Source organism: Glutamicibacter sp. BW78 (genome assembly GCF_002332245.1).
Lineage (GTDB): Bacteria > Actinomycetota > Actinomycetes > Actinomycetales > Micrococcaceae > Arthrobacter_H > Arthrobacter_H rhombi_A.
In genome coordinates this window covers 22354-43489 of the sequence record NZ_NRGU01000020.1, presented here as the reverse complement: position 1 = coordinate 43489, position 21136 = coordinate 22354, and the positions used below count along the sequence as shown (strand labels likewise).

17 protein-coding genes and 1 tRNA gene are annotated in these 21136 nt (G+C 65.5%); 10 read left to right on the top strand and 8 right to left on the bottom strand.

Features of this window, described 5'->3' with window-relative positions; all coding sequences use genetic code 11:
• Positions 1-3: 3 nt before the first annotated feature.
• The 6 genes from CIK75_RS03165 to CIK75_RS03140 all read left to right on the top strand — a co-directional run bounded on the left by CIK75_RS03165 (position 4) and on the right by CIK75_RS03140 (position 8266).
• The gene (locus tag CIK75_RS03165) at positions 4-279 is read left to right on the top strand and encodes a DUF6457 domain-containing protein (RefSeq protein ID WP_096223194.1); all 276 of its coding nucleotides are present in this window, start codon (positions 4-6) and stop codon (positions 277-279) included.
• Positions 279-1526, top strand: coding sequence for a molybdopterin molybdotransferase MoeA (locus CIK75_RS03160; protein WP_096223193.1), 1248 nt, complete (start codon positions 279-281; stop codon positions 1524-1526). Before CIK75_RS03165 ends, CIK75_RS03160 begins: the two co-directional genes overlap by 1 nt.
• 61 nt (positions 1527-1587) lie before the next feature.
• The gene (gene fdhD, locus CIK75_RS03155) at positions 1588-2478 is read left to right on the top strand and encodes a formate dehydrogenase accessory sulfurtransferase FdhD (RefSeq protein ID WP_198962382.1); all 891 of its coding nucleotides are present in this window, start codon (positions 1588-1590) and stop codon (positions 2476-2478) included.
• Positions 2479-2488: 10 nt separating this feature from the next.
• Positions 2489-4846: an FdhF/YdeP family oxidoreductase gene (locus CIK75_RS03150; protein WP_198962381.1), complete on the top strand. Its 2358-nt coding sequence runs from the start codon at positions 2489-2491 to the stop codon at positions 4844-4846.
• Positions 4847-4920: 74 nt separating this feature from the next.
• Positions 4921-6804, top strand: a complete 1884-nt coding sequence (locus CIK75_RS03145; RefSeq protein ID WP_096223190.1) for an ABC transporter ATP-binding protein — start codon at positions 4921-4923, stop codon at positions 6802-6804.
• A gap of 232 nt (positions 6805-7036) precedes the next feature.
• Positions 7037-8266 carry an ROK family transcriptional regulator gene (locus CIK75_RS03140; protein ID WP_086995837.1) on the top strand — a complete coding sequence of 410 codons (1230 nt, stop codon included), beginning with the start codon at positions 7037-7039 and terminating at the stop codon, positions 8264-8266.
• Between the two features lie 355 nt (positions 8267-8621).
• On the opposite strand, the gene CIK75_RS03135 is transcribed toward CIK75_RS03140, so the two are convergent.
• Together CIK75_RS03135 and CIK75_RS03130 are read right to left on the bottom strand one after the other, a co-directional pair.
• A tRNA-Arg gene (locus CIK75_RS03135) sits at positions 8622-8695 on the bottom strand.
• 93 nt (positions 8696-8788) lie between these two features.
• Entirely contained in the window at positions 8789-9508 is a 720-nt protein-coding gene (locus tag CIK75_RS03130) for a hypothetical protein (RefSeq protein WP_143413255.1), read from the bottom strand.
• A gap of 65 nt (positions 9509-9573) precedes the next feature.
• On the opposite strand from CIK75_RS03130, the gene pcrA reads away from it, so the two are divergent.
• A complete protein-coding gene (gene pcrA, locus CIK75_RS03125; RefSeq protein ID WP_086995831.1) occupies positions 9574-11994 on the top strand; it encodes a DNA helicase PcrA in 2421 nt (806 codons plus the stop codon).
• A gap of 25 nt (positions 11995-12019) precedes the next feature.
• Here pcrA and CIK75_RS03120 read toward each other — a convergent pair whose 3' ends face one another.
• On the bottom strand, positions 12020-12661 hold the full coding sequence (locus tag CIK75_RS03120) for a class I SAM-dependent methyltransferase (RefSeq protein ID WP_096223188.1): 642 nt from the start codon (positions 12659-12661) through the stop codon (positions 12020-12022).
• Between the two features lie 223 nt (positions 12662-12884).
• Between CIK75_RS03120 and sucC the strand changes: the two genes are divergently transcribed.
• Together sucC and sucD are read left to right on the top strand one after the other, a co-directional pair.
• Entirely contained in the window at positions 12885-14051 is a 1167-nt protein-coding gene (sucC, locus tag CIK75_RS03115) for an ADP-forming succinate--CoA ligase subunit beta (protein ID WP_096223187.1), read from the top strand.
• Positions 14052-14070: 19 nt separating this feature from the next.
• The gene (gene sucD, locus CIK75_RS03110) at positions 14071-14991 is read left to right on the top strand and encodes a succinate--CoA ligase subunit alpha (protein WP_086995823.1); all 921 of its coding nucleotides are present in this window, start codon (positions 14071-14073) and stop codon (positions 14989-14991) included.
• A 133-nt stretch (positions 14992-15124) separates the two neighbouring features.
• On the opposite strand, the gene CIK75_RS03105 is transcribed toward sucD, so the two are convergent.
• Positions 15125-15781, bottom strand: a complete 657-nt coding sequence (locus CIK75_RS03105; protein WP_096223186.1) for a pyridoxal 5'-phosphate synthase — start codon at positions 15779-15781, stop codon at positions 15125-15127.
• A gap of 127 nt (positions 15782-15908) precedes the next feature.
• Between CIK75_RS03105 and CIK75_RS03100 the strand changes: the two genes are divergently transcribed.
• Positions 15909-16964 carry an alcohol dehydrogenase catalytic domain-containing protein gene (locus CIK75_RS03100; RefSeq protein WP_096223185.1) on the top strand — a complete coding sequence of 352 codons (1056 nt, stop codon included), beginning with the start codon at positions 15909-15911 and terminating at the stop codon, positions 16962-16964.
• Here the strand turns inward: CIK75_RS03100 and CIK75_RS03095 are convergent.
• The 4 genes from CIK75_RS03095 to CIK75_RS03080 all read right to left on the bottom strand — a co-directional run bounded on the left by CIK75_RS03095 (position 16954) and on the right by CIK75_RS03080 (position 21110).
• A complete protein-coding gene (locus CIK75_RS03095) occupies positions 16954-17355 on the bottom strand; it encodes a hypothetical protein (protein WP_086995814.1) in 402 nt (133 codons plus the stop codon). The two genes, CIK75_RS03100 and CIK75_RS03095, sit on opposite strands and share 11 nt — an antisense overlap.
• A 276-nt stretch (positions 17356-17631) precedes the next feature.
• On the bottom strand, positions 17632-18183 hold the full coding sequence (locus tag CIK75_RS03090; protein ID WP_086995812.1) for a hypothetical protein: 552 nt from the start codon (positions 18181-18183) through the stop codon (positions 17632-17634).
• 99 nt (positions 18184-18282) lie between these two features.
• Entirely contained in the window at positions 18283-20718 is a 2436-nt protein-coding gene (locus CIK75_RS03085; protein ID WP_096223184.1) for an alpha/beta hydrolase, read from the bottom strand.
• 2 nt (positions 20719-20720) lie between these two features.
• Positions 20721-21110 (bottom strand): DUF6507 family protein, encoded by a 390-nt coding sequence (locus CIK75_RS03080; RefSeq protein WP_086995805.1) that lies wholly within the window; start codon positions 21108-21110, stop codon positions 20721-20723.
• Positions 21111-21136 lie beyond the last annotated feature (26 nt).

Here is a 21136-nt window from a genome sequence, read left to right as displayed (position 1 = left end):
CGGATGTCCGAGATACCCGAGCTGGACGACTGGGTGGCCGAATTGTTGAAGGGGCTCGAAATCCAGGACACCCCCGTGGACATCGATGCCATTCTCGGCATGGCCGGAGTGGCCGCGCATTCGATCATCCGTCCGGCGGCACCCGTGACCACCTATGTCGCCGGGTTTGCCGCCGGGCTGGCGGCTGGTGCTGGCATGGCGAATGACACCGTTGCCATGCAAGGGGCCGCCAAGCGGGTCAACGAAATACTGGCGCGCCGCAGCGGCTCCGAGCAGTAGTGCCCGAAGCAGACTGGCAGGAGGCCCGACGCCTGGCCTATGCGGCCGGTAGTGCCCTAGCAGCCAGCAGGGGAGGCACCGACCTGGTGCCCTTGGACAGGGTGAACGGACGCGTCCTTGCCCAAGATATCCACTCCCTGCACACCATGCCCCACTACGCCTCCTCTGCCATGGACGGTTGGGTTGTGGCGGGGGAGGGGCCCTGGCAGGTGGAAGGGGTTCCGCAGGCTTCCGCGAACGACGGCGGTCTGCCCCGACCTCATGCTGGCGCCGGCAGCACACCGCAGCCCCTCATATCCGGGTGGGCGCGCGCCATCGTGACCGGAGAGTCGGTTCCTGCCGGGGCCACGGCGGTGATTCGGCAGGAAGCCAGCGTGTTGGAGGCTGGCACCGGCAGACTGACCACCTTGCAGGCACCATCTCCGGGAGCGGATATTCGTCCGGCAGGTCGCGAGGCCGCCGAAGGCGAGTTGCTGTTGCGTGCCGGCACGCGGATGACGCCGGGTCGGATCGCCGTGGCCGCCGTCGGAGGTCATGACCGGTTGCCGGTCAGCCAGGCGGTACGGATCCGGCTGCTGCTCACCGGTGACGAGGTGGTCACCACGGGCATTCCGGCCCCCGGCCAGGTCAGGGACACCTTCGGGCCGGTGCTCCCGGCCTGCATTGAGGCCCTCGGCGGGGTCCTGGCGGATGTCCTGCGGATCGGGGATGACACCCACGCGACCCTCGACGCCCTCGACTCTGCCTCTGCCCGGGAAGCCGACGTGGTGCTCAGTACCGGCGGGACCGGGAGGTCGCCGGCGGATCATGTGCGTCCCGTGGCCGAAGAGCTCGGGGGAACCTCGATCGTTGGTTCGGTGGCCATGCGCCCGGGGCATCCGGCCCTGCTGCGCAGCCTCCCCGAAGGACGACTGCTGGTGGGTCTGCCGGGGAACCCGCTGGCGGCACTGATGGCCGTGGTGACCTTGCTGGAACCACTGCTGGAAGGGGCCAGCGGCCAACCGCCGTCGTCCGCTGTGGAAGTGCGGACCGGCGAGGCGGTCCGGGGGGCTGGGCATTCCCATCGGCTCCTCCCGGCACAGTGGAGCGACCCGGCCCATCGGCAGCAACTGGTGCCTTCGGAACACACGGGCTCAGCCATGATGCGTGGCTTGGCCCAAGCGGATGTCGTCATGGTCGTTCCGCCCGCGGGAGTCGAGGCGGGAGCGGCGGTCACCTGCCTTCCACTGCCATGGTACGGTCGGTAAAACACTCCGCCGTGGTACCTCTGTGGGCCGCGGTAGACGGCAGGGAGAAGGAGGCCAACGGGTGGGTAGATTGACCCGGCGGCGCCGCATTGTCCACTATTCCTCGGACACCGGTCCACGTGTCCGCGAAGAGACGATCGCGGCCGAGGAGCCCCTGGAAATCCGCTTGGGTGGACGCGTCTTCAGCATCACCATGCGCACCCCGGGAAACGATTTCGACCTCGTCGCTGGCTTCCTGGTGAGCGAAGGCGTCATCGGGGGACCGGATGAGTTGAGCAGCATGCGTTTTTGCGCCGGCGAGGACGAAGACGGCCGCCAAACCTTCAACGTCGTCGAAGCCGGTTTGGGCGAGGGCGCCATCATTCCTGACCCTTCCCTGGACCGCCATGTCTTCACCTCGTCGTCCTGCGGGATCTGTGGCACCGCATCCATCGACGCGGTCGCCAAGACCAGCCGGTTCACCGTGGAACCGGACAGCGGACGCATCGGCGTCGGGACCCTCCTCGGGCTGTCCACCACGCTGCGCTCGAGCCAGGAACTCTTTGGCAAAACCGGAGGGGTCCACGCGGCAGGATTATTCGACACGGACGGCAACTTGCTGTGCTTGCGCGAAGACGTCGGGCGGCATAATGCAGTCGATAAGGTCGTCGGTTGGGCCCTACGTGAAGGCAGGCTGCCCCTGCGTGACACCGTCCTGCAAGTCTCGGGCAGGGCCTCCTTCGAACTCGTGCAAAAGGCCTACCTCGCGGGTATCCCCGTACTCTGCGCCGTCTCGGCGCCTTCCTCCCTGGCCGTGGAACTGGCCGAACGGGCCGGCCTGACAGTGGCCGCGTTCGCCCGCGGCAGCAGCGTGAACCTCTATACCCACCCGGACCGGATCGATACCGATGACTCCGTGGACCAGCAGGCGCCGGCACACCCTGCCGTGGCAGCCCCGAACAACAGGAAGTAGGACGGTCGACGTGAAGCGCTCGGCTCCTGAACAGGACATCAATGAAGATGCGCTGGAAGTCGGCGCCCCGAAGACGACGGCGGCCGGGGTCAAAGCGGTGATGGTCGCCTTGGACCGCGGATACTCCCAAGCGGGCGTGAGCCGGACCCTGCGCTCCATGCTGCGGGTGAACCAGCGTGGGGGTGTCGACTGCCCCGGCTGTGCTTGGCCCGAGTCGATCACCGGTGCGCGCAAACCTGCGGAATTCTGCGAAAACGGGGCGAAGGCCCTCGCCGAGGAGAGCACCACCCGGACAGCTGACGCCGCCTGGTGGGCCGAGCACTCCATCGAGGACCTGAGCGATAAAACCGAGTACTGGCTGGGAAACCAGGGCCGGATCACCGAACCGATGATGATCCGCGAAGGGGAGAGCCACTACCGTCCCGTCTCCTGGTCGCAGGCCTTCGCCACCGTGGGCGAGCACATCAACGCCACCACCGCCGACCGCTGCGTCTTCTACACCTCGGGACGCACCGCGAACGAGACGGCATTCATGTACCAACTCTTCGCGCGCAGCATCGGGACGAACAACCTGCCGGATTGTTCGAACATGTGCCACGAATCCTCCGGCACCGCGCTGAGCCCCACGATCGGTATCGGCAAGGGCACGGTATCCCTGGAGGATTTCGAACACTCCGAACTGATCTTTGTCATCGGGCAGAACCCGGGAACCAACCATCCACGGATGCTCTCCGCCCTGGCGGACGCCCGCAAACGTGGTGCCCAGGTCGTGGCCGTGAACCCGCTGCCCGAGGCCGGGCTGCTGAACTTCCGTGACCCGCAAACCGTCGACGGACTCCTCAAGGGCGGGACCCGGATCGCCGATGAATTCCTGCAGATCAAGGTCGGCGGGGACCTCGCCCTGTTCCAGGCGTTCGGCCACCTTTTGCTCGAAGAAGAAGCCCACAATCCTGGCTCCGTCGTGGACCGGGAATTCGTCGACGCCCAGACCAACGGTTTCGAAGCCTACGCCGCGGCCCGTGCGACCATTGATTGGGAGGCCACCGAGGAAGCCACGGGGCTCTCCCGTGAGGACATCTCCCTGGTCGCCTCGATGCTGGCCAAGTCCAAGGGAACCATTATCTGCTGGGCGCTGGGACTGACCCAGCAGCCGCATTCGGTGGACACCCTGAAAGAACTCATCAACGTTCTGCTGCTGCAAGGGAACTTCGGCAAGCCAGGAGCCGGCGCCTGCCCGGTTCGCGGGCACTCCAACGTTCAAGGGGACCGCACCATGGGGGTGTGGGAGAAGCCCAAGGAAGACTTCCTCGCCGCCCTGGACGCCGAATTCGACATCTCCACCCCCCGCGAGCACGGCTACGATTCCACCGACACGGTCGAGGCTTTCGAGAACTACGACGTCGACGTCTTCGTGTCCATGGGCGGAAACTTCTCGCTGGCCTGCTCCGATACCGCGGCGCTCGAAGCCGGAATGCGCCGGGCCGGGCTCACCGTTCATATTTCCACCAAGCCCAACCGCTCGCATGTGGTGCATGGCAAGACGTCGCTGATCTTGCCGACCCTGGGGCGCACGGACCGCGATGATAAGCATCCCAGCGGCCCGCAGTTCCTTTCGGTGGAGGACTCCATGTCCGTGGTGCACACCACCCAGGGACGGCTCGCCCCGATGTCCAAGCACCTCTTGGCCGAACCGGTGATCGTGGCGCGTATGGCAACGGCCACGCTGGGGGAGGGCCATGCCGTGGATTGGCGGGCCATGGCCCAGGACTACGACGTCATCCGCGATCATATCGCCGCCGTCTGCCCGGGCTTTGAGGACTTCAACCGGCGGGTGCGCACCCGCAACGGGTTCGTCTTGCCGAACCCGCCACGCGATACCCGCACCTTCGCCACCGATATCGGCAAGGCCCGTTTCACCGTCAGCCCCCTGGAATATCTTGCGGCTCCGGAGGGTCACCTGATCCTGCAAACACTGCGCAGCCACGACCAGTACAACACCACGTTCTACGGGCTGGATGATCGCTACCGGGGGATCTCCAATGGGCGTCGGGTCATCCTGGTCCACCCAGAGGACCTGACCGAGCTCGGATTCCAGGACCGGGATCTGGTCGATGTGATCTCCACGTTCGCCGGAACCCAGCGTCGGGCCAACCGCTTCCGTCTCATTTCCTACCCCACGGCCCGCGGCTGCGCGGCAGCGTATTTCCCGGAAGCGAACGCCCTAGTCCACCGGGGGCTGGTGGCCCGGGAATCGAACACCCCCGGCTATAAGGCCATGACCGTCGGTTTCGTTCCCCATACCGAGGAACCCAGCCGGACCTTCGATGAACGGGAGCGGCCCGACCGCCAGCCGGCACCGACCGCCTAGGCCGGCCTCACCGCGGGTAGCATGGGTTCGCGTCCCGGCAGTGTGCCGGGACGCGCCGATGGAAGGAACCCGCCGTGAGCATGGACCAGGCAGCCTGGAGCTCCCTGCATAAGATGTCTTCAGGGAAAAACGGGAGGCAATTCGCCCCCGGAACCGTGCGCCGGACTATCGACTTCGCCCGCGGCTACGGGCGGCGGCTGAGCCTCTTCGTCGTCCTGTCGGTCATTGCCGCGGTGCTGGCCGTGGCAACCCCCGTATTGGCCGGCAAGGTCATCGATGCCATCGTCGCCGAAGGCCCCCTGTCCACGGTCAGGAATCTGGCCCTGCTCATCGCCGCAGTGGCCATCGCCGAGGCAGGGGTCTCGCTGTGGAACCGCTGGCTCTCCTCCAGCCTCGGTGAACAAGTGATCTACGATCTGCGCACCACCGTCTACGAACACGTCCAGAAGATGCCCATCGCCTTCTTCACCAGGACCCGGACCGGGGCGCTGGTCAGCCGGCTGAATAACGACGTCATCGGCGCCCAACAAGCCTTTGCCGGGACGCTTTCCGGGGTGGTCAGCAACATTGTGGCGCTGATTCTCACCGCAGGGGTGATGGTCAGCTACTCCTGGCAACTGACCGTGCTGTCGGTGCTGATGCTCCCGATCTTCTTGATCCCCGCCCGCCGCATGGGCGCCACCGTCGCCCGGCTGCGCCGCGAGGCCGCCGAGTACAACGCCGATATGGGAACGCAAATGACCGAGCGTTTCTCGGCTCCCGGGGCAACCCTGGTCAAGCTGTTCGGCGACCCGGATGCCGAGGCCGAAGCCTTTGCCGCACGGACCGCCAGGGTCCGCGACGTCGGCGTCAAGATCGCGATGCGCCAATTCTTTTTCGTCACGTCCCTGACCCTGGTCGCAGCCCTGGCACTGGCCCTGGTCTACGGATTGGGCGGGGCCTTCGCCCTGGCCGGGAAGCTACAGGCCGGGGACATTGTGACCCTGGCCCTGCTCCTGACGCGCCTGTACGCGCCGTTGACGGGGCTGGCCAATGCCCGCGTTGAGGTGATGAGCGCGCTGGTCTCCTTCGACCGGGTCTTCGAGATCCTGGACCTGAAACCCCTGCTGACCGAAAAGCCCGAGGCAACCGACGTTCCCGCCGGTCCGGTGTCCGTCCGCTTCCGTGACGTACGGTTCGGCTACCCGAGCGCCGATCAGGTCTCCCTGGCTTCCCTCGAGGACGTGACGGTGCTGGACAACCGGGGCGGCCAGGAGGTTCTGCAGGGGATCGACTTCGAGGTCCCCGCAGGCCAGACCTACGCCCTGGTTGGTTCCTCCGGTGCCGGCAAATCGACGATCGCCCAACTGCTCGCCCGGCTCTATGACGTCGATCAGGGTTCAGTGGAATTCTCTGGACTGGATGTTCGCGACGCCCGCTTCGCTTCACTGCGGGACACCGTGGGCATGGTGACGCAGGATGGGCACCTCTTCCACGACACGATCGCCGCGAATTTGCGCATGGCCAACCCCGAGGCATCAGATGACGCGCTCTGGGATGCCCTGCGGCGGGCCCGACTCAACGAACTGATCCGCTCACTACCTGACGGTCTGGACACGATGGTGGGCGAACGCGGCTACCGGCTCTCCGGCGGGGAACGCCAACGCCTCACCATCGCCCGCCTGCTGCTCGGTGCCCCGCGCGTCGTCCTCCTTGATGAAGCGACGGCTGCCCTGGATTCAACCAGCGAAGCAGCAGTACAAGCAGCGCTGGGCGAGGCACTGGCCGGACGGACCGCCGTCGTCATCGCCCACCGGCTCTCGACGATCCGTACCGCCGATGCCATTCTCGTGGTCGAGGACGGCAGGATCGTCGAACGAGGAAGCCACATCGAGCTGCTGGCCGCCGGCGGACGGTATGCCGAGCTCTACCGCACCCAATTCGCCCCGGTGGGCCCCGCTGCGGCCACCGACGGTTGAGGCACCGGAACCACCGCAACGCGCCCCGGGATGCAGATCGTTGAGAAGCCCTCCAGAGCCCCGTCGGGGCGGGGTTTGGTCCCGGGGACCATGGCGTTCGAGCATGTGTGCGGATCGTATATGTAGAATCAAGGACCATGTGCTCCTCTGGGGGCACGATAGTGGCGGCGTGACGTGGGGGGACACGCCACGATCATCAATCATCCGTGGTACGAAATGATCTGGAGATTACATGCAGCGCGGCACCAACCTTGGGCGCCTTGGCGACTTTAACCAAGCGGTTATCTTTGAATCGATCCGACGAGCCCTCGACGGAGTTAGTCGTGTCGAATTGGCGGAGTCCACCGGTTTGTCGCCACAAACGATCTCCAACGTCGTTCGCCGACTGCTCGATGACGGCCTGGTTCGCGAGGACCGCACCATCGTCTCCGGCCCGGGTAAACCCCGGACCGTCCTAGAACTTGAAGTCAACCGACAGCTGGCCGTCGGCATCCATCTGGATCCGGCCGGCATCACCCAGGTGATGCTCAACCTGCGGGGCGAAGTACTCCATTCGAAACGCCACTTCACCTCTTCAGTCGTGGACCCCGAGTCCACCGTCGCCCAGATGGCCGAGGCCGTCGAGGAATTGATCAAGGAATCCGGGCAGCCCCGCGAACGCGTGGTCGGCGTCGGCGTCGTCGTCCCAGGTCCCATGGATCTAGAAGGCGGGCATGTCACGGCGCCTCCGCTGCTGGATGGCTGGACCAAGGTCGAATTCGTCAAGCCCCTCGCGAGGAAGCTGGGACTGAACGTCATCCTGGAAAAGGACACGATCGCTGCCTCCATCGCCGAGGTCTGGAACGGCAAGAACCCCGAAGATGAAAAGAACTTCGTCTTCGTCTATGTCGGAGCAGGTATCGGCGTGGGCATGGTCATCAACGGGGAGATCGTCCGCGGGGTGAGCAATAACGCCGGGGAGATCGGCCACTTCTCGGTCGGCGAAGAGACCGGGCTGTGCTGCTGCGGCCGCAAGGACTGCCTGGCTGGTGCGACGTCCTTCGAGAACATTGCCCGCAAGGCCTCCGAGGCGGGGCTGGATCTGGGCATCCCCCAGGACGCGGATGTTGCCGGACGCGCAGTCGGCATGATGCGACTCGCCGAATTGGCGGACGAAGGCAACGAGGTGGCCATCGGACTGCTGCGCGACTTCGCAGGCCGGACCGCCGATATGGTCGCCCAGTTGGTCAACGCCCTCGACGTCGACAAGGTCATCTACGGCGGACCCTACTGGCCGCTGATCAGCGACCACGTCCTGTCCGGGGCCGCCGAGATCATCAATCAACGCTTCAACGCCAAGGACGTCCACTCGATCCGCGTCGTCGATTCCGAGTTGGGCCCGGAGGTCGCCGCCATCGGTGGCGGCTGCGCCATCCTCGACGCCAGCCTGTCGCCGAAGGCCAGCGTCCTGCTCCTGAACTGAGCCCTCGAAGGCAGGATATGACGCCACGGGCGCCATCGGTGAAAACCGATGGCGCCCGTTGTCATAACGGGTTGGTTTCGAAGGTTGACATTCTAAGTCCAGTGGAATTAGATATAAGTGTCAGTGCCGCAGCCACCAAGTTGCCCATCGACACGGCAATGCGAGTCTCAACGGCTTCCGTGCCTGGTGGGGGAACGGCAGGTTGGCGGCTACGGGGAACGGGACTGACATGGGTGCCGACCGGTACTGTTGATGTTTTTAAGGGAGCCATCAGCCATACGCCGGTCGGCACCAATATTTGTTTAACCGGTGCCCCTGTCCGACGGCCCCGGCTGCGCGCCGGTGAAGAAAAGGGTGTCCCTGACCGGAATCGAACCGGTGGCCTACCCTTTAGGAGAGGGTCGCTCTATCCGACTGAGCTACAGGGACCGAACGCCGTGGGACGAAGCCCCAGCGAACAGCAACTATCCTAGCGGCAGAATCCGGTCACACCGAAAACGGTGCAGCTCCGGCCCGGGAGGGTCAGGACAACCCCGCCTCGCCCCACTTGCGACGGAAGGTGCGCACGAAGGAGGCGATGACCACCGCCAGGCCGGTAGCAACCGTGGCGAAGAGCAGGATCCAGCCGGTGACAGTCAGCGCCGAAGCCAGTCCCGTCCGATCCAAATCGGTGGTTCCGGCGATCAACCCGTCGATCATCGGGTTGGTCCACAGTGAGACGATGGCGAACAGCAGCGGGATCGCCCACAACCCCCAGCGCAGCCCCCGCCGGGGCACATGCAGGGCAATGGCCAGCATCGCCACCAAGGCGGTGAAGAGCGGGAACAACGTTCCTGCGGTCTTATGCACGTAGGACAGTTGGCCCTTGGCATCCCCATCCATGGAGGCCTGCAGCTTCTGGATGTACTCGGCGTCGAAACCACCCAGCAATTGATCCGGCATCGCCAGCCCACCCGAAAGGTCTTGCATCTGGTTCAACACCAGCAGGTGGTAATACCAGAAGAGTAAAACGACGGCGCCCAGCCCCGCCCACAAGATGAGGTTGCCGTTGCCCTGGGCCTGTTCAGGGGTTCTGCCGGTGGTGGTGTTCGCCAGCGCGCTGCCCGGTCGTGGGGGCTGGGTGCCGGGCTGCAGACGAGACGGGCCGCCCACACCGTTTCCTGCTGCCTGGTCCGGCCGCCTCGCGGACTGGTTCTTGTGGCTACGGGACTTCTTGCGACGCTGTGCGGGCTTCTTGGACATGGCGCCATTATGCCGCTGCGGGGGGCGCGGCAGGAAAACGGCGGCAACCGTAGACTGGGGGGACCATGGATTTTCTCTTCGACGACTTTTCCGAGGCGCGGTCGCGCCTGAGTGCAAACGACGCCGGTGCCCCCGCGCTACCGCAGGCTGCCGAACTCCTCGAGGGGCTGAACCCGGAGCAGGAACGCGCGGTGAAACATGCGGGCAGCCCGCTCCTGATCGTGGCCGGCGCCGGCTCCGGTAAGACCCGGGTGCTTTCCCACCGGATCGCCTACCTGCTGGCCACCGGCAGGGCCCGCCCGCATGAGATCTTGGCGATCACGTTCACCAATAAGGCCGCCGCCGAAATGCGTGAACGCATCGGGGCGCTGGTAGGGGAGCCGGCACAGAAGATGTGGATTTCCACGTTCCACTCCTCCTGCGTGAAGATCCTGCGCCGTGAGGCCACCTCGGTGGGACTGAAATCCAACTTCTCCATCTACGATGCTGCCGACTCCTTGCGGCTGATCACCCTGGTCGCCAAGGGGCTGGACCTGGACCCGAAGAAGTTCGCCCCCAAGGCGATGCAGCACCGGATCTCGGCCTTGAAGAACGAGTTGATCGATGACGAGGAAAATGCCTCGACCACGAATATGAACGACCCCTTCGCCGCTGCCGTGTCGGAAGTCTACCGCGGGTACACGCAGCGGCTGCGCCAGGCCAACGCCATGGACTTCGACGACCTGATCGGCCAGGTCGTGAACATTTTCCGTGCCTTCCCCGGTATCGCCGACAACTACCGGCGGCGGTTCCGCCACGTGCTGGTCGACGAATACCAGGACACCAACCACGCCCAGTACTCCCTGGTGCGTGAACTGACCGGCCCCGACGGGCAGAGCCCCGGAGGGGAACTGACGGTTGTCGGGGACTCCGACCAGTCCATCTACGCCTTCCGTGGCGCCGATATCCGCAATATCGTCGAATTCGGCAAGGACTACCCGGATGCCGACACGATCAAACTCGAACAGAACTACAGATCCACCCAAACCATCCTCAACGCAGCCAACGCGGTGATCTCCCTGAATGAGGACCGCCCCGAAAAGAGGCTCTGGACCGCCGAGGGGGAAGGCCCGCAGATCGTGGGCTATGTGGGGGAATCCGAACAGGACGAAGCCCGGTGGATCGCCCAGGAAATCTTGCGGCTCAACGACGAGGAGGGCATCCGTCCCGGAGACGTCGCCGTCTTCTACCGCACCAACGCCCAATCACGGTCGCTGGAGGAACAGCTGATGCGGGTGGACCTGAAATACAAGGTCGTTGGCGGCACCCGGTTCTATGACCGCAAGGAGATCAAGGACGCCCTGGCCTACCTGCGGGTCCTGGCCAACCAGGAAGATGACGTCAACGTCCGACGGGTCCTGAATGTGCCCAAACGCGGTATTGGCGACCGGGCCGAATATGCGGTGGCGGCACTGGGCCAGAAGGAGCGGATCTCCTTCATGGAAGCCCTGCGCCGGGCCGATGAGGCCCCCGGGCTGGCGACCCGCAGCACCAAGGCCGTCGCAGGATTCGTGAAGATCATCGACGACCTGGCAGTGGTGGCCGAAGGGTCGGGGGCGGCAGCCGCCGTGGAGGCCGTGCTCGAACAGACCGGCTACCTGGAGATGCTGCGCAAATCCGAGGACCCGCAGGACGAATCCAGGGTGGAAAACCTGGCCGAACTGGTCGCCGTGGTCAGGGATTACGAACGGGAGAACCCCGAGGGCACGCTCGGGGGCTTCCTGGAGCAGGTCTCGTTGGTGGCCGACGCCGACTCGATCCCCGATGCCCCGGACGACGACGAGGGCGCACAAATGGCCGAACGCGAGGGCATGGTCACCCTGATGACGTTGCACACCGCCAAGGGCCTTGAATTCCCTACGGTCTTCCTCACCGGTATGGAACACGGCATCTTCCCGCACCAACGTTCCATGGCCGATCCGAAGGAACTCGCCGAGGAGCGCCGGCTGGCCTACGTCGGACTGACCCGGGCACGACGCCGGCTCTATGTCACCCGGGCCGAGTACCGCAGCCTGTGGGGCCAGTCCCAGTACAACCCCGCCAGCCAGTTCCTGGAGGAGATCCCCGCCCATCTGCTCGACTGGAAACGTGAGGGGGCGATCCGCTCGGCCCCCGGCGCCTTCGGCAGCCGCGACTTCGCCACGAGCCGGTACGACGGCGGATCGTATTGGGGCTCCGGCAGCGGTGGAGGCGGAGGCCGTCGTTCGGGTGATGCCGAAGCCGGCTCGCTGCATACGGCCCCCACCGCCCGGGCCGCAGGACGGGTGCAACCCCAGAAGGAAGTCATCCAACTCTCGGTGGGGGACAAGGTCTCCCACAGCACGTTCGGCGAAGGCGTTGTCCTGGCCCTGGAGGGGGCGGGGGACAAGACGGTGGCGAAGGTGAAGTTCACCGCCGAGGAGAAGCGTCTGCTGCTGCGTTATGCACCCTTGAGCAAACTCGGCTGATTCGTGCAGGAGCAGCCCACCGGTTTCAGCTGCGGTGGACTCTCAGGAAGCCCTGTGGTCCGGATTCATGCTCGCGGGGTGCCCGCTGCAGGTCTTCGTCCACGATGAATCCCGCGGCCTCCAGCCGGGCCACCAGATCAGCGGGGTCGTGTAGCTGGGCGGTCATCTCCACCTGGTGGCCGTAGGCGGACCGGATCTGCCGGGAGCCGGAACCTGACTGGAAGCCGAGCAGGAGGCTTCCGCCCGAACGCAAGACACGGTGGAACTGCGCCCAGAGGGGGCCGAGTTCCTCCGGCGGCGTATGGATGATCGAATACCAGGCCAGGATGCCGTCGAAACGATGGTCCGGATACGGCAAGTCGGCCAAATCGGCGACGGCGAAGGACGTCTCCGGATAACCGCTGGTGGCCTGGGCGATCATCCCCGGAGAGAGGTCGACGCCGGTCAGGTGGCGGTGCCCGAGTCCGTGGAGATGCCCGATCATGCGCCCGGTGCCGCATCCGGCATCGAGGATCGGGCCGCCGTCGGGCATCGAATCGCTGAACCTGCCGATCATGGCCAGGTCCGCCGGGGCTTCGGCCGCGGTGTCGGGCAGGAGCCGGGCGTAGTCATCGGCGACCAGATCGTAGGCGGCGCGGGTGGACGCAGGGGCGGTGGAAGAGGGCATACTAGCCAAAATACCGCAGGCCGGAATACCAGTCCGCAACGTGAAAACCCCGGAAACTCAACGATCTTTGTCTACGGGGTGTAGAACTGTGCTCTTTCTCACGAAAGCGATACCCTAGGCAAGGCATCATCCGGCTAGGGGCTAAAGTTCCCTGTGGAGCCATCGGGCCAGCACGTGCCGACGCTCCGAGTCAGAAACGACTTCGACGTAGAAGGACACACCCGTGGACCTGTATGAATACCAGGCGCGCGATCTGTTCGAGCAGCACGGTGTCCCCGTGCTTGCCGGCATCGTGGCGTACACCCCTGAAGAAGCCAAGGCTGCCGCTGAGAAAATCGGTGGCGTCGTAGTGGTCAAAGCCCAGGTCAAGGTAGGAGGCCGCGGCAAGGCCGGCGGCGTCAAGGTCGCCAAGACCGCCGACGAGGCGTTCGAATACGCTTCAGCCATCCTTGGGATGGACATCAAGGGCCACACCGTCGACAAGGTCATGATCGCCCAGGGCGCCGACATCGCCGAGGAGTTCTACTTCTCCGTGCTGCTGGACCGGGCCAACCGCAACTACCTGGCCATGTGCTCCGTCGAAGGCGGCGTGGAGATCGAGGTCCTGGCCGTGGAGCGTCCCGACGCCCTGGCCCGGGTTGCCGTTGACCCCTCGGTGGGCATCGATGCCGCCAAGGCCGACGAGATCGTCGCCGAAGCAGGCTTCGCCCCCGAGCTGCGCGCCAACGTTGCGGCAGCGATCCTGAAGCTCTGGGACGTCTTCGTCAAGGAAGATGCCACCCTGGTGGAGGTCAACCCGTTGGTCCGCACCGGAGCCGGCGAGATCATTGCCCTCGATGGCAAGGTCACCCTGGACGACAACGCTTCCGAGGTCCGCCACCCGGAGCACGAAGAGCTCGAGGACAAGGGGGCAGCAGACCCGCTCGAAGCCAAGGCCAAGGCCGCAGGCCTGAACTACGTCAAGCTCGATGGCCAGGTCGGCATCATCGGCAACGGCGCAGGACTGGTCATGTCCACGCTGGACGTCGTCGCCTACGCCGGCGAGAAGCACGCCAACGTCAAGCCCGCCAACTTCCTGGACATCGGCGGTGGCGCCTCGGCCGAGGTCATGGCCGCCGGCCTGGACGTCATCCTCAACGACGAACAGGTCAAGTCGGTTTTCGTCAACGTCTTCGGCGGCATCACCGCGTGTGACGCGGTAGCCAACGGCATCGTCAAGGCCCTGGAAATGCTCGGCGATAAGGCCACCAAGCCGCTCGTCGTCCGCCTGGACGGCAATAATGTCGAAGAGGGACGCAAGATCCTGGCCGAAGCCAACAACCCGCTCGTGACGCTGGCCACCACCATGGACGAAGGCGCCGATAAGGCCGCCGAACTGGCGAACGCCTAAGGATCAGGGGAAAGAAAATATGTCTATCTTCATCAACAAGGATTCAAAGGTCATCGTCCAGGGCATCACCGGCGGCGAAGGCTCCAAGCACACCGCCCGCATGCTCGCCGCTGGCACCCAGGTCGTTGGCGGCGTGAACGCCCGCAAGGCCGGCACCACCGTCACGCACGGCGAGGTCAGCCTGCCGGTCTACGGCGCCGTCGCCGAAGCCATCGAGGCCACTGGCGCCGACGTTTCGATCGTCTTCGTTCCGCCGAAGTTCACCAAGGACGCCGTCGTGGAGGCCATCGAGGCAGGCATCGGCCTGGTCGTGGTCATCACCGAGGGCGTCCCGGTTCAGGATGCCGCCGAGTTCTGGGCACTGGCCCAGTCCAAGGTCGACGCCAACGGCAACCAGGTCACCCGCATCATCGGCCCGAACTGCCCCGGCATCATCACCCCGGGCGAGGCGCTGGTGGGCATCACCCCGGCGAACATCACCGGCAAGGGCGGTGTGGGCCTGGTTTCCAAGTCCGGCACCCTGACCTACCAGATGATGTACGAACTGCGCGATCTGGGCTTCTCCAGCGCCATCGGCATCGGCGGTGACCCGGTGATCGGCACCACCCACATTGATGCGCTGGCGGCTTTCGAGGCCGACCCGGAGACCAAGGCGATCGTCATGATCGGCGAAATCGGCGGCGACGCCGAGGAACGTGCCGCCGAGTACATCAAGGCGAACGTCACCAAGCCGGTCGTCGGCTACGTGGCAGGCTTCACCGCGCCTGAGGGCAAGACCATGGGCCACGCAGGCGCCATCGTCTCCGGCTCCTCGGGTACCGCACAGGCCAAGAAGGAAGCACTCGAGGCCGCAGGAGTCCAGGTCGGCAAGACCCCGTCGGAGACGGCGGCCCTGCTGCGCAAGATCTACCCGGAGCATGCCGAGGCCTCCAACCTCTAGGCACCCCTAGGCCCCCAAAGGGCCATGCACGACGACGGCGGTCGCCGGCTTCTTCGCGGAAGTCGGCGGCCGCCGTTCGCATGTCGGCTGACGGCCCGGCTGCCGTGACCGCTCCTGGCCGCAAGCCCACGGATCAGGGCTGGAGGCGGTGGCGTTCCCAACCGGAGCCCGAACGTACATACTGCAGCCGCAGGTGGTTGCGATCCGGTTGTCCCTGCCAAAATTCCACGCTCGCCGGAACCACCTGCCAGACCCTCCACACCTCCGGAACCGTTTCGGGCTCCTCCTCCAGCTGCTGCCGGGCCACGGAGAGGGCCCGGGTGAAACCCCCGGGGTCGGTGAGCTGACTGCTCTGCTGGGCGCTCAACGCCACCGTGCGCGCCGCCAGCCCCCGGGCGAGGAAGTCCCGCCGCGCCGCCGGGGCCGGTACCTGGGTCACGGTGCCCCGCACACGGATACTGCGGATCTGTTCCTTCCAATGGAACGTCAACGCAGCGACGGGACGGGCACCGAGCTGGACGCCCTTGGTGCTCTGCTCCGACCCAGCGAAGGTCCAGGCGCCGTCCTCGGTCACCCCCTTGAGGATCAACACCCGGGCATCGGGGAGCCCTTCGGCATCGACGGTGGACAGGGTCATCGCGTGGGGCTCGGCGACCCCGGCGGCGATGGCTGCTGCGAACCAGTCGAAAAAAAGGTCCCGCGGGTGCTCGGGGGCGTTGTCCGGGGTGAACGGGGCAGGGGTTCCGACCAATGATCCGACCGAGGCCAGTAGTTCGGGCAGAGTTCTCATGGTCGAACCCTGTCAGGCGGGGAGCCCGGACCACAAGCAGGTGACGGGCGCCGAGGCAGCGGACGGCCCCGGATAGTTCTAGGCTGGAGAGATACCGTCACCATCGAGTAACCCAGGAGTCCTCAGCATGCGCGCCACCATGATTCATGCAGCCCACGACATCCGCGTGGAGGACCGGCCCGATCCGATCCTCCGGCATCCGACCGATGCCATCGTCACAGTGGCTGCCGCCTGCGTCTGTGGTTCGGACCTGTGGCCCTACCGTGGATTCCGGGAGACCACCGAACCACATCCGATCGGCCACGAGTTCGTGGGCACCGTGACCGAGGTGGGATCCGCCGTCGCCACCCTAAGCGTCGGTGACTTCGTCATCACCCCCTGGGCCAATAGTTGTGGAGAATGTCCCGATTGCCGCAACGGCGTCCAGGTGGCCTGTGCCCACCGGGCCATCTGGGGTGCCACGGATGAACAGGGCCTCGAGGTCGACGGCGGCCAAGGGGAGGCCGTCAGGGTGCCCAACGCGGACGGGACGCTCGTCGTCGTTCCCGGCGTCGCCGAACCGGATGAAGCCCTACTCAAATCGCTGCTGTCGCTCTCCGACGTCATGGGCACCGGCCACCATGCCGCGCTGGGAGCCCAGGTGGGGCCGGGCCGCAGCGTGGTGGTCGTCGGTGACGGTGCCGTCGGGCTCAGCGGAGTCCTGGCAGCCAGCAGGCTCGGCGCCACCCGCATCATCGCCATGTCCCGCCATGCCGACCGCGCAGAGGTCGCCCGAGCCTTCGGGGCCACCGACATCGTGGCCGAACGGGGCAAGGAGGCAGCCGCAAAGGTCTCCGAACTACTTGGCGGCGTTCTGGCCGATTCGGTCCTGGAATGCGTCGGAACCGCCGAATCAATGGACCAGGCGTTGCGCTGCACCCGGGCCGGCGGGGCCCTGGGGTTCGTGGGCGTTCCGGCAGGAGGCGCCGAACTGCCCATCGGTGTGCTGTTTTCCAAGAACATCACCGTGGCCGGCGGTGCCGCCTCCACCCGGAACTACATTCCCGAACTGCTCAAGGACGTCATGGCCGGCACCATCAACCCCGGATTGGTCTTCGATACGGTCATGCCGCTGGAGGAAGCGGCCGAAGCATACGGAGCCATGGATGAACGCCGGTCGATCAAGGTCATGCTCACCCCCTAACGCGGCCTCCTGTCCTACCCTGATCGCCCGGCGCGCGGTCTCCGGTCTGGTGCCAGGTGGTCGACGGTGCCGGATGCAGCGGGAAGAAGGAGCGGCCCGCACGGGCGTGGCCGCCGGGGACCAGCAGCATGTTGAACTGTGCGTTGAACTGCACGCCGGCTCGACCGGAAGCCGAACCACCCGTGGTGCGAAGCGTCCGCGTCGGCCCGAGGGCGTGGCGGAGGCTCTGGAAATCATCGGTCATCAGGATGTATCCGCGATCGAAGGTATCGATACGGACCGTCCCGTGCCCCAGGACGACGGCGGCGTCGACCCAGTCACCGCTGAAGCGGGGGACTCCACGGTGGATTGCGGGGGCATTGGGGGAGTGGAGGTGCTGCAAGGCCGGCATGGTCTGCCTTTCGGATCGTCCTTGCCCCTGGCGGCTACCGGGGGCCGCTTCGTCATCCGAACCACCCGCAGAACAATCCGTTCTCGGCATTCCTGCCGGTCCCAGTGGGGTTGGTGCATGGCCAGTCGGAGCTGTCCGTCTGCCGTTCCCCGGGGGAGCGGCCGACGGGGCCATATCTCGTGAAGCTGATATCAGCCTAGTCGGGGGACCCGACACTTTGAAGGCAGGCTTCGCTGCCGTTCACCCGCGGCAACATGAAGCAATAAGAATGAGGAGTCAGTCGAGGTCCTGGAGCATCGTTGGATGCGAGGAGCATTCGCTGCCGAATCTGATGCGCGTGCGCAGGTCGTTGGCGCGGTAGGAAACGAACTGGCCGGAGGCGAGCTCGGCATCGATCGCGGACGCCTCGCGTGTGGATTTGCCCGGGATGTAGCTGGTGACTCTCATCCCGCGGGCTTCCACTACGGATTTCATCTGGGCGATCGCTGCCGGTCCGTCATCAGTGGGGCTCGAGATCACCATCATCAGCAATTGCCGTGGGCCGTCGTCGGCTGCGCAGGACTTGGGTGAGAAGGAGGCGCGGTCGTCGGGGGAGAAGGGGCCGCCATCAAGGTAGGTCCATTCCCCGCCGGCTTCGTCGGTGATCTGGGCGATCTCGGTGTAGAAGTCCTCGCGGATGGATGAGGCATCCCGCTGGCCGGAGGCGGCGGTTGATCCTGCGGTGGGGTCCATGGGTTCTCCCAGGGTCGTGGAACAGGCGGTCAGAGCAAGCAGGCACGTCAGACCCAGCGCTGCGGCCACCTGGGTGGAGGTGCTGGAAAACGTCACGGATACTGCTCCTTCGTGGCTGGTGGACGGAATTGTTGTCGGGACTCCGCGGGGGTGGCTCCCTGATGACCTGCCATGAGGAAGCCACGCTGAAAGAGCCTAGCGTGTGGGTGGGTCGCGGTGGGTGAGTGAATACTCGCGCAGCTCCTCTTCGACGGTGCCTTGGACCGATGTTGCGGCATCGCCGACGGCTCGTTGTGCCGAATCGATCGCCTCGTTGCCGCCGCGTTGAAGACCATCGAGGGGAGCATTGCGCGCCCCCTTGAACAGCTCCGAGAAGGCGTTCCCTCCATCCTGGACGGTATCCACCGAGGAGCGGGCCAGACCTTGGCCATCATCGATGATTCCGTTGAAGGTGGTGGAAGCTCCCTTTTCGACGTTCTTTGCCACGTCGGTGTCGCCCAGACCGAAGGGCAGGTGTTCCCGGGCGGTGCGGGTCGCCCCGCTCAGGAGCGACTGCCCGCGGTCGGTCACGGAGTCCAGACCTGATTGGGCGTGGTCGATCCCCGAATTCGCGGTGCCGACCGCTTGGTCCTGGGCCGCATCGAGGCGGGACTGGCCTACGTCGATGAGGACATTGGTGCCCCGCTGGCTGTTGTCGATGAACTTTCCGGGTGCCTCCAGACGGTCCTGCAGCTGCCGTTCCTGCTCTTCGATGATGGTGTCGGTGATGGCCTGGTCCTTGATGTCCAGATTCCGGGTTTCTCCGCTGGTCACCAGCGCGTAGTGATGCAAACTGGTGGTGTCATGGTCCAGATAACCGTGTCCCGTTTCGGTTTCCACCAGCCCCTCGAGGCGACCCTTGGCCAGATCAATCAAATACAGCGGGTCCAAGGGGTTGGTCGGTGCCTGTCCGTCATAGTTGCCGTGACCGCCATGCCCCGTGGTGTTCTTGAGCAGATTGCCGAACTCATCGACGCTTTCCTCCGCGTCGAGAACCTGGGCGCCGAAGACGTCGTCGGTGGGGGAGATACGCGGGACGTCGCCGAACTGGGAAGAGAAAATACCGCCGGGGGCCACCAGATCCCCGACCGCCTGCGAGGCATAGACGGCGGGGCGTCCGTTATCAGCATCCTTGACGTGTAGATCCTCGGCGCTGTCCGCCACGTTCGGGTCCAGCCCTGCCGAACCGTAGAAGTAGACCGAATCGACGTCGAACTCCGTTTGGGTCAGGGCGTAGCCGGCCATCGTGGTGCCATAGGAGTGGGCGCCGACGTTGACCCGGGGAAGGCTGCCCCCGTCCTGGGCCCGGGTCAGATGCAGGCCGTCGAGCTGTGTGGCGAGTTCCCGGCCGCCGACTTGGGCCTTGTCGGTGTAGTTCACCTCGGTGGATCCGGGGAACCCGCCCGGGGAGTCGTAGCCGATCCAGGCGACGACGGCGTGCGATCCAACCGTGTATTCCCCCTGTTCGTCCCAGAGGGCCTGAGCGTTGTTGGTTTCCCCCACCATGCCCTGGGTCTTGCTGGTGATGCCCGAGGCGTTGAGGGTCACCGACGACGCTTCGTCGATCTCGCCGATGGAGACTCCGGCCAGTGGCTTGTTCGTCGAGGGATCGAAACTGATCAGATGCCGGTCGACGTCCTCGGTGGACGGGGACTTGAGCGATGACGCAATCGCCTCGTAGGCCTGGTCCTGCTCTGCGGTGGTCGGGAAACGCCCCGAGCGCATGATGTGCAGGACCTCTTCGTTCGCCGTGGCACGTTGGGCATAGCGCACGCCCTCGGTGTTCCCGACAATGATCGGCAGGGAAGCGGCCATGGCCGCTTGCTGGGCCGGACTCAGGCCGTTCCAGAACTCCACCTGTTCCCGGGCCGGCATCGATTTCCGGGGCCCATACACCGCCGCTTCGGGATAATCCTCGGCGAAGGCCTTGATTTGTTGTGGCGTCATCTTGGCCAGGTAGGCGTAGTAGGCGCGGATTTGGGCGACGCTGGAGTTCTGCCTGGAGGCATCGCGGCGCAACCGTTCGGCGTCGTTGCTCACCAGGTCCAGGATGCCGGGGGCGTAGTGCGAGGTCACATCGGTCGTCACCCGGCCGACGGCCTTCAGATCCGAGACGCACTTTTCCCGCGCCGTGGTGTAATCGGTGGCCAGTCCTTTGGCACGGGTCACGAGGGCAGCGTGTACGCGGTGGCCGAGCAGTTCCCCGCCCATCGTGGGGCCGGCGGGGGAACCGGAGGACGAGCTGGAGCCAGCGTAGAGTGCCTTGGCATCGGAGATGTCGCCGACCAGTGTGTTGTGCTTGGTTTTCAGATCGCCGGCCGTGGAGGCAAAGTCCTGCAGGGCCTTCTTCACCGACGTGCCGCTGTCCACGAGGTCCTCGGCGGAGTTCTTCGGCTTGTTCATGGCCGTCAGGACCTGCTGCTGGGCGGGGGCCTCGTAGATCCCCGAGAGCCCCTTCCACGCCGAGTCCATATCGGCGATGTGCCCCGTGAACGTGTTGATCCTGGTCTTGATGGTCGCGGCCTCGGCCGTCAGGGTGGCTTCGTCGGGCAGGTTTTTCGTCGCGCTGACATCGATGGGCGTCCAGTACATGCTCAGACCGTCCGTTCGCGGGTGCCGAAGTTGAACATGTTCGCCGGAACCTTGGTGTCAGCGGGCGGGCCCTGAACCGGAATGGAGGCTGCCCGGGCCTGGGCTCGATCGCGCATATCCTCGTCGGCGTCCTGGAAGGCCCTGACGGATTCCCCGGTTCCCTGGACGGCGTTGTTCCCGCGCGTCATGATGTCAGTCATGTCGTTGACGAGGGTGTCCCGGCGCAGGGCCGACAACGCCGAGACGATGTCAGCACACTCGCCGGGCAGGGAGGCCTCGACGGCTTCCAACGCGGTGGCCACGTCGTCCTTGGCGCCTTCGGTCTCGGAGAGCGACGAATCGGTCGTATCAAGGACCTTCCGCACGGCGGGGACATCGATCTTCCACGTCATGCCGTCTCCTCTCCATCGTCCTTCTG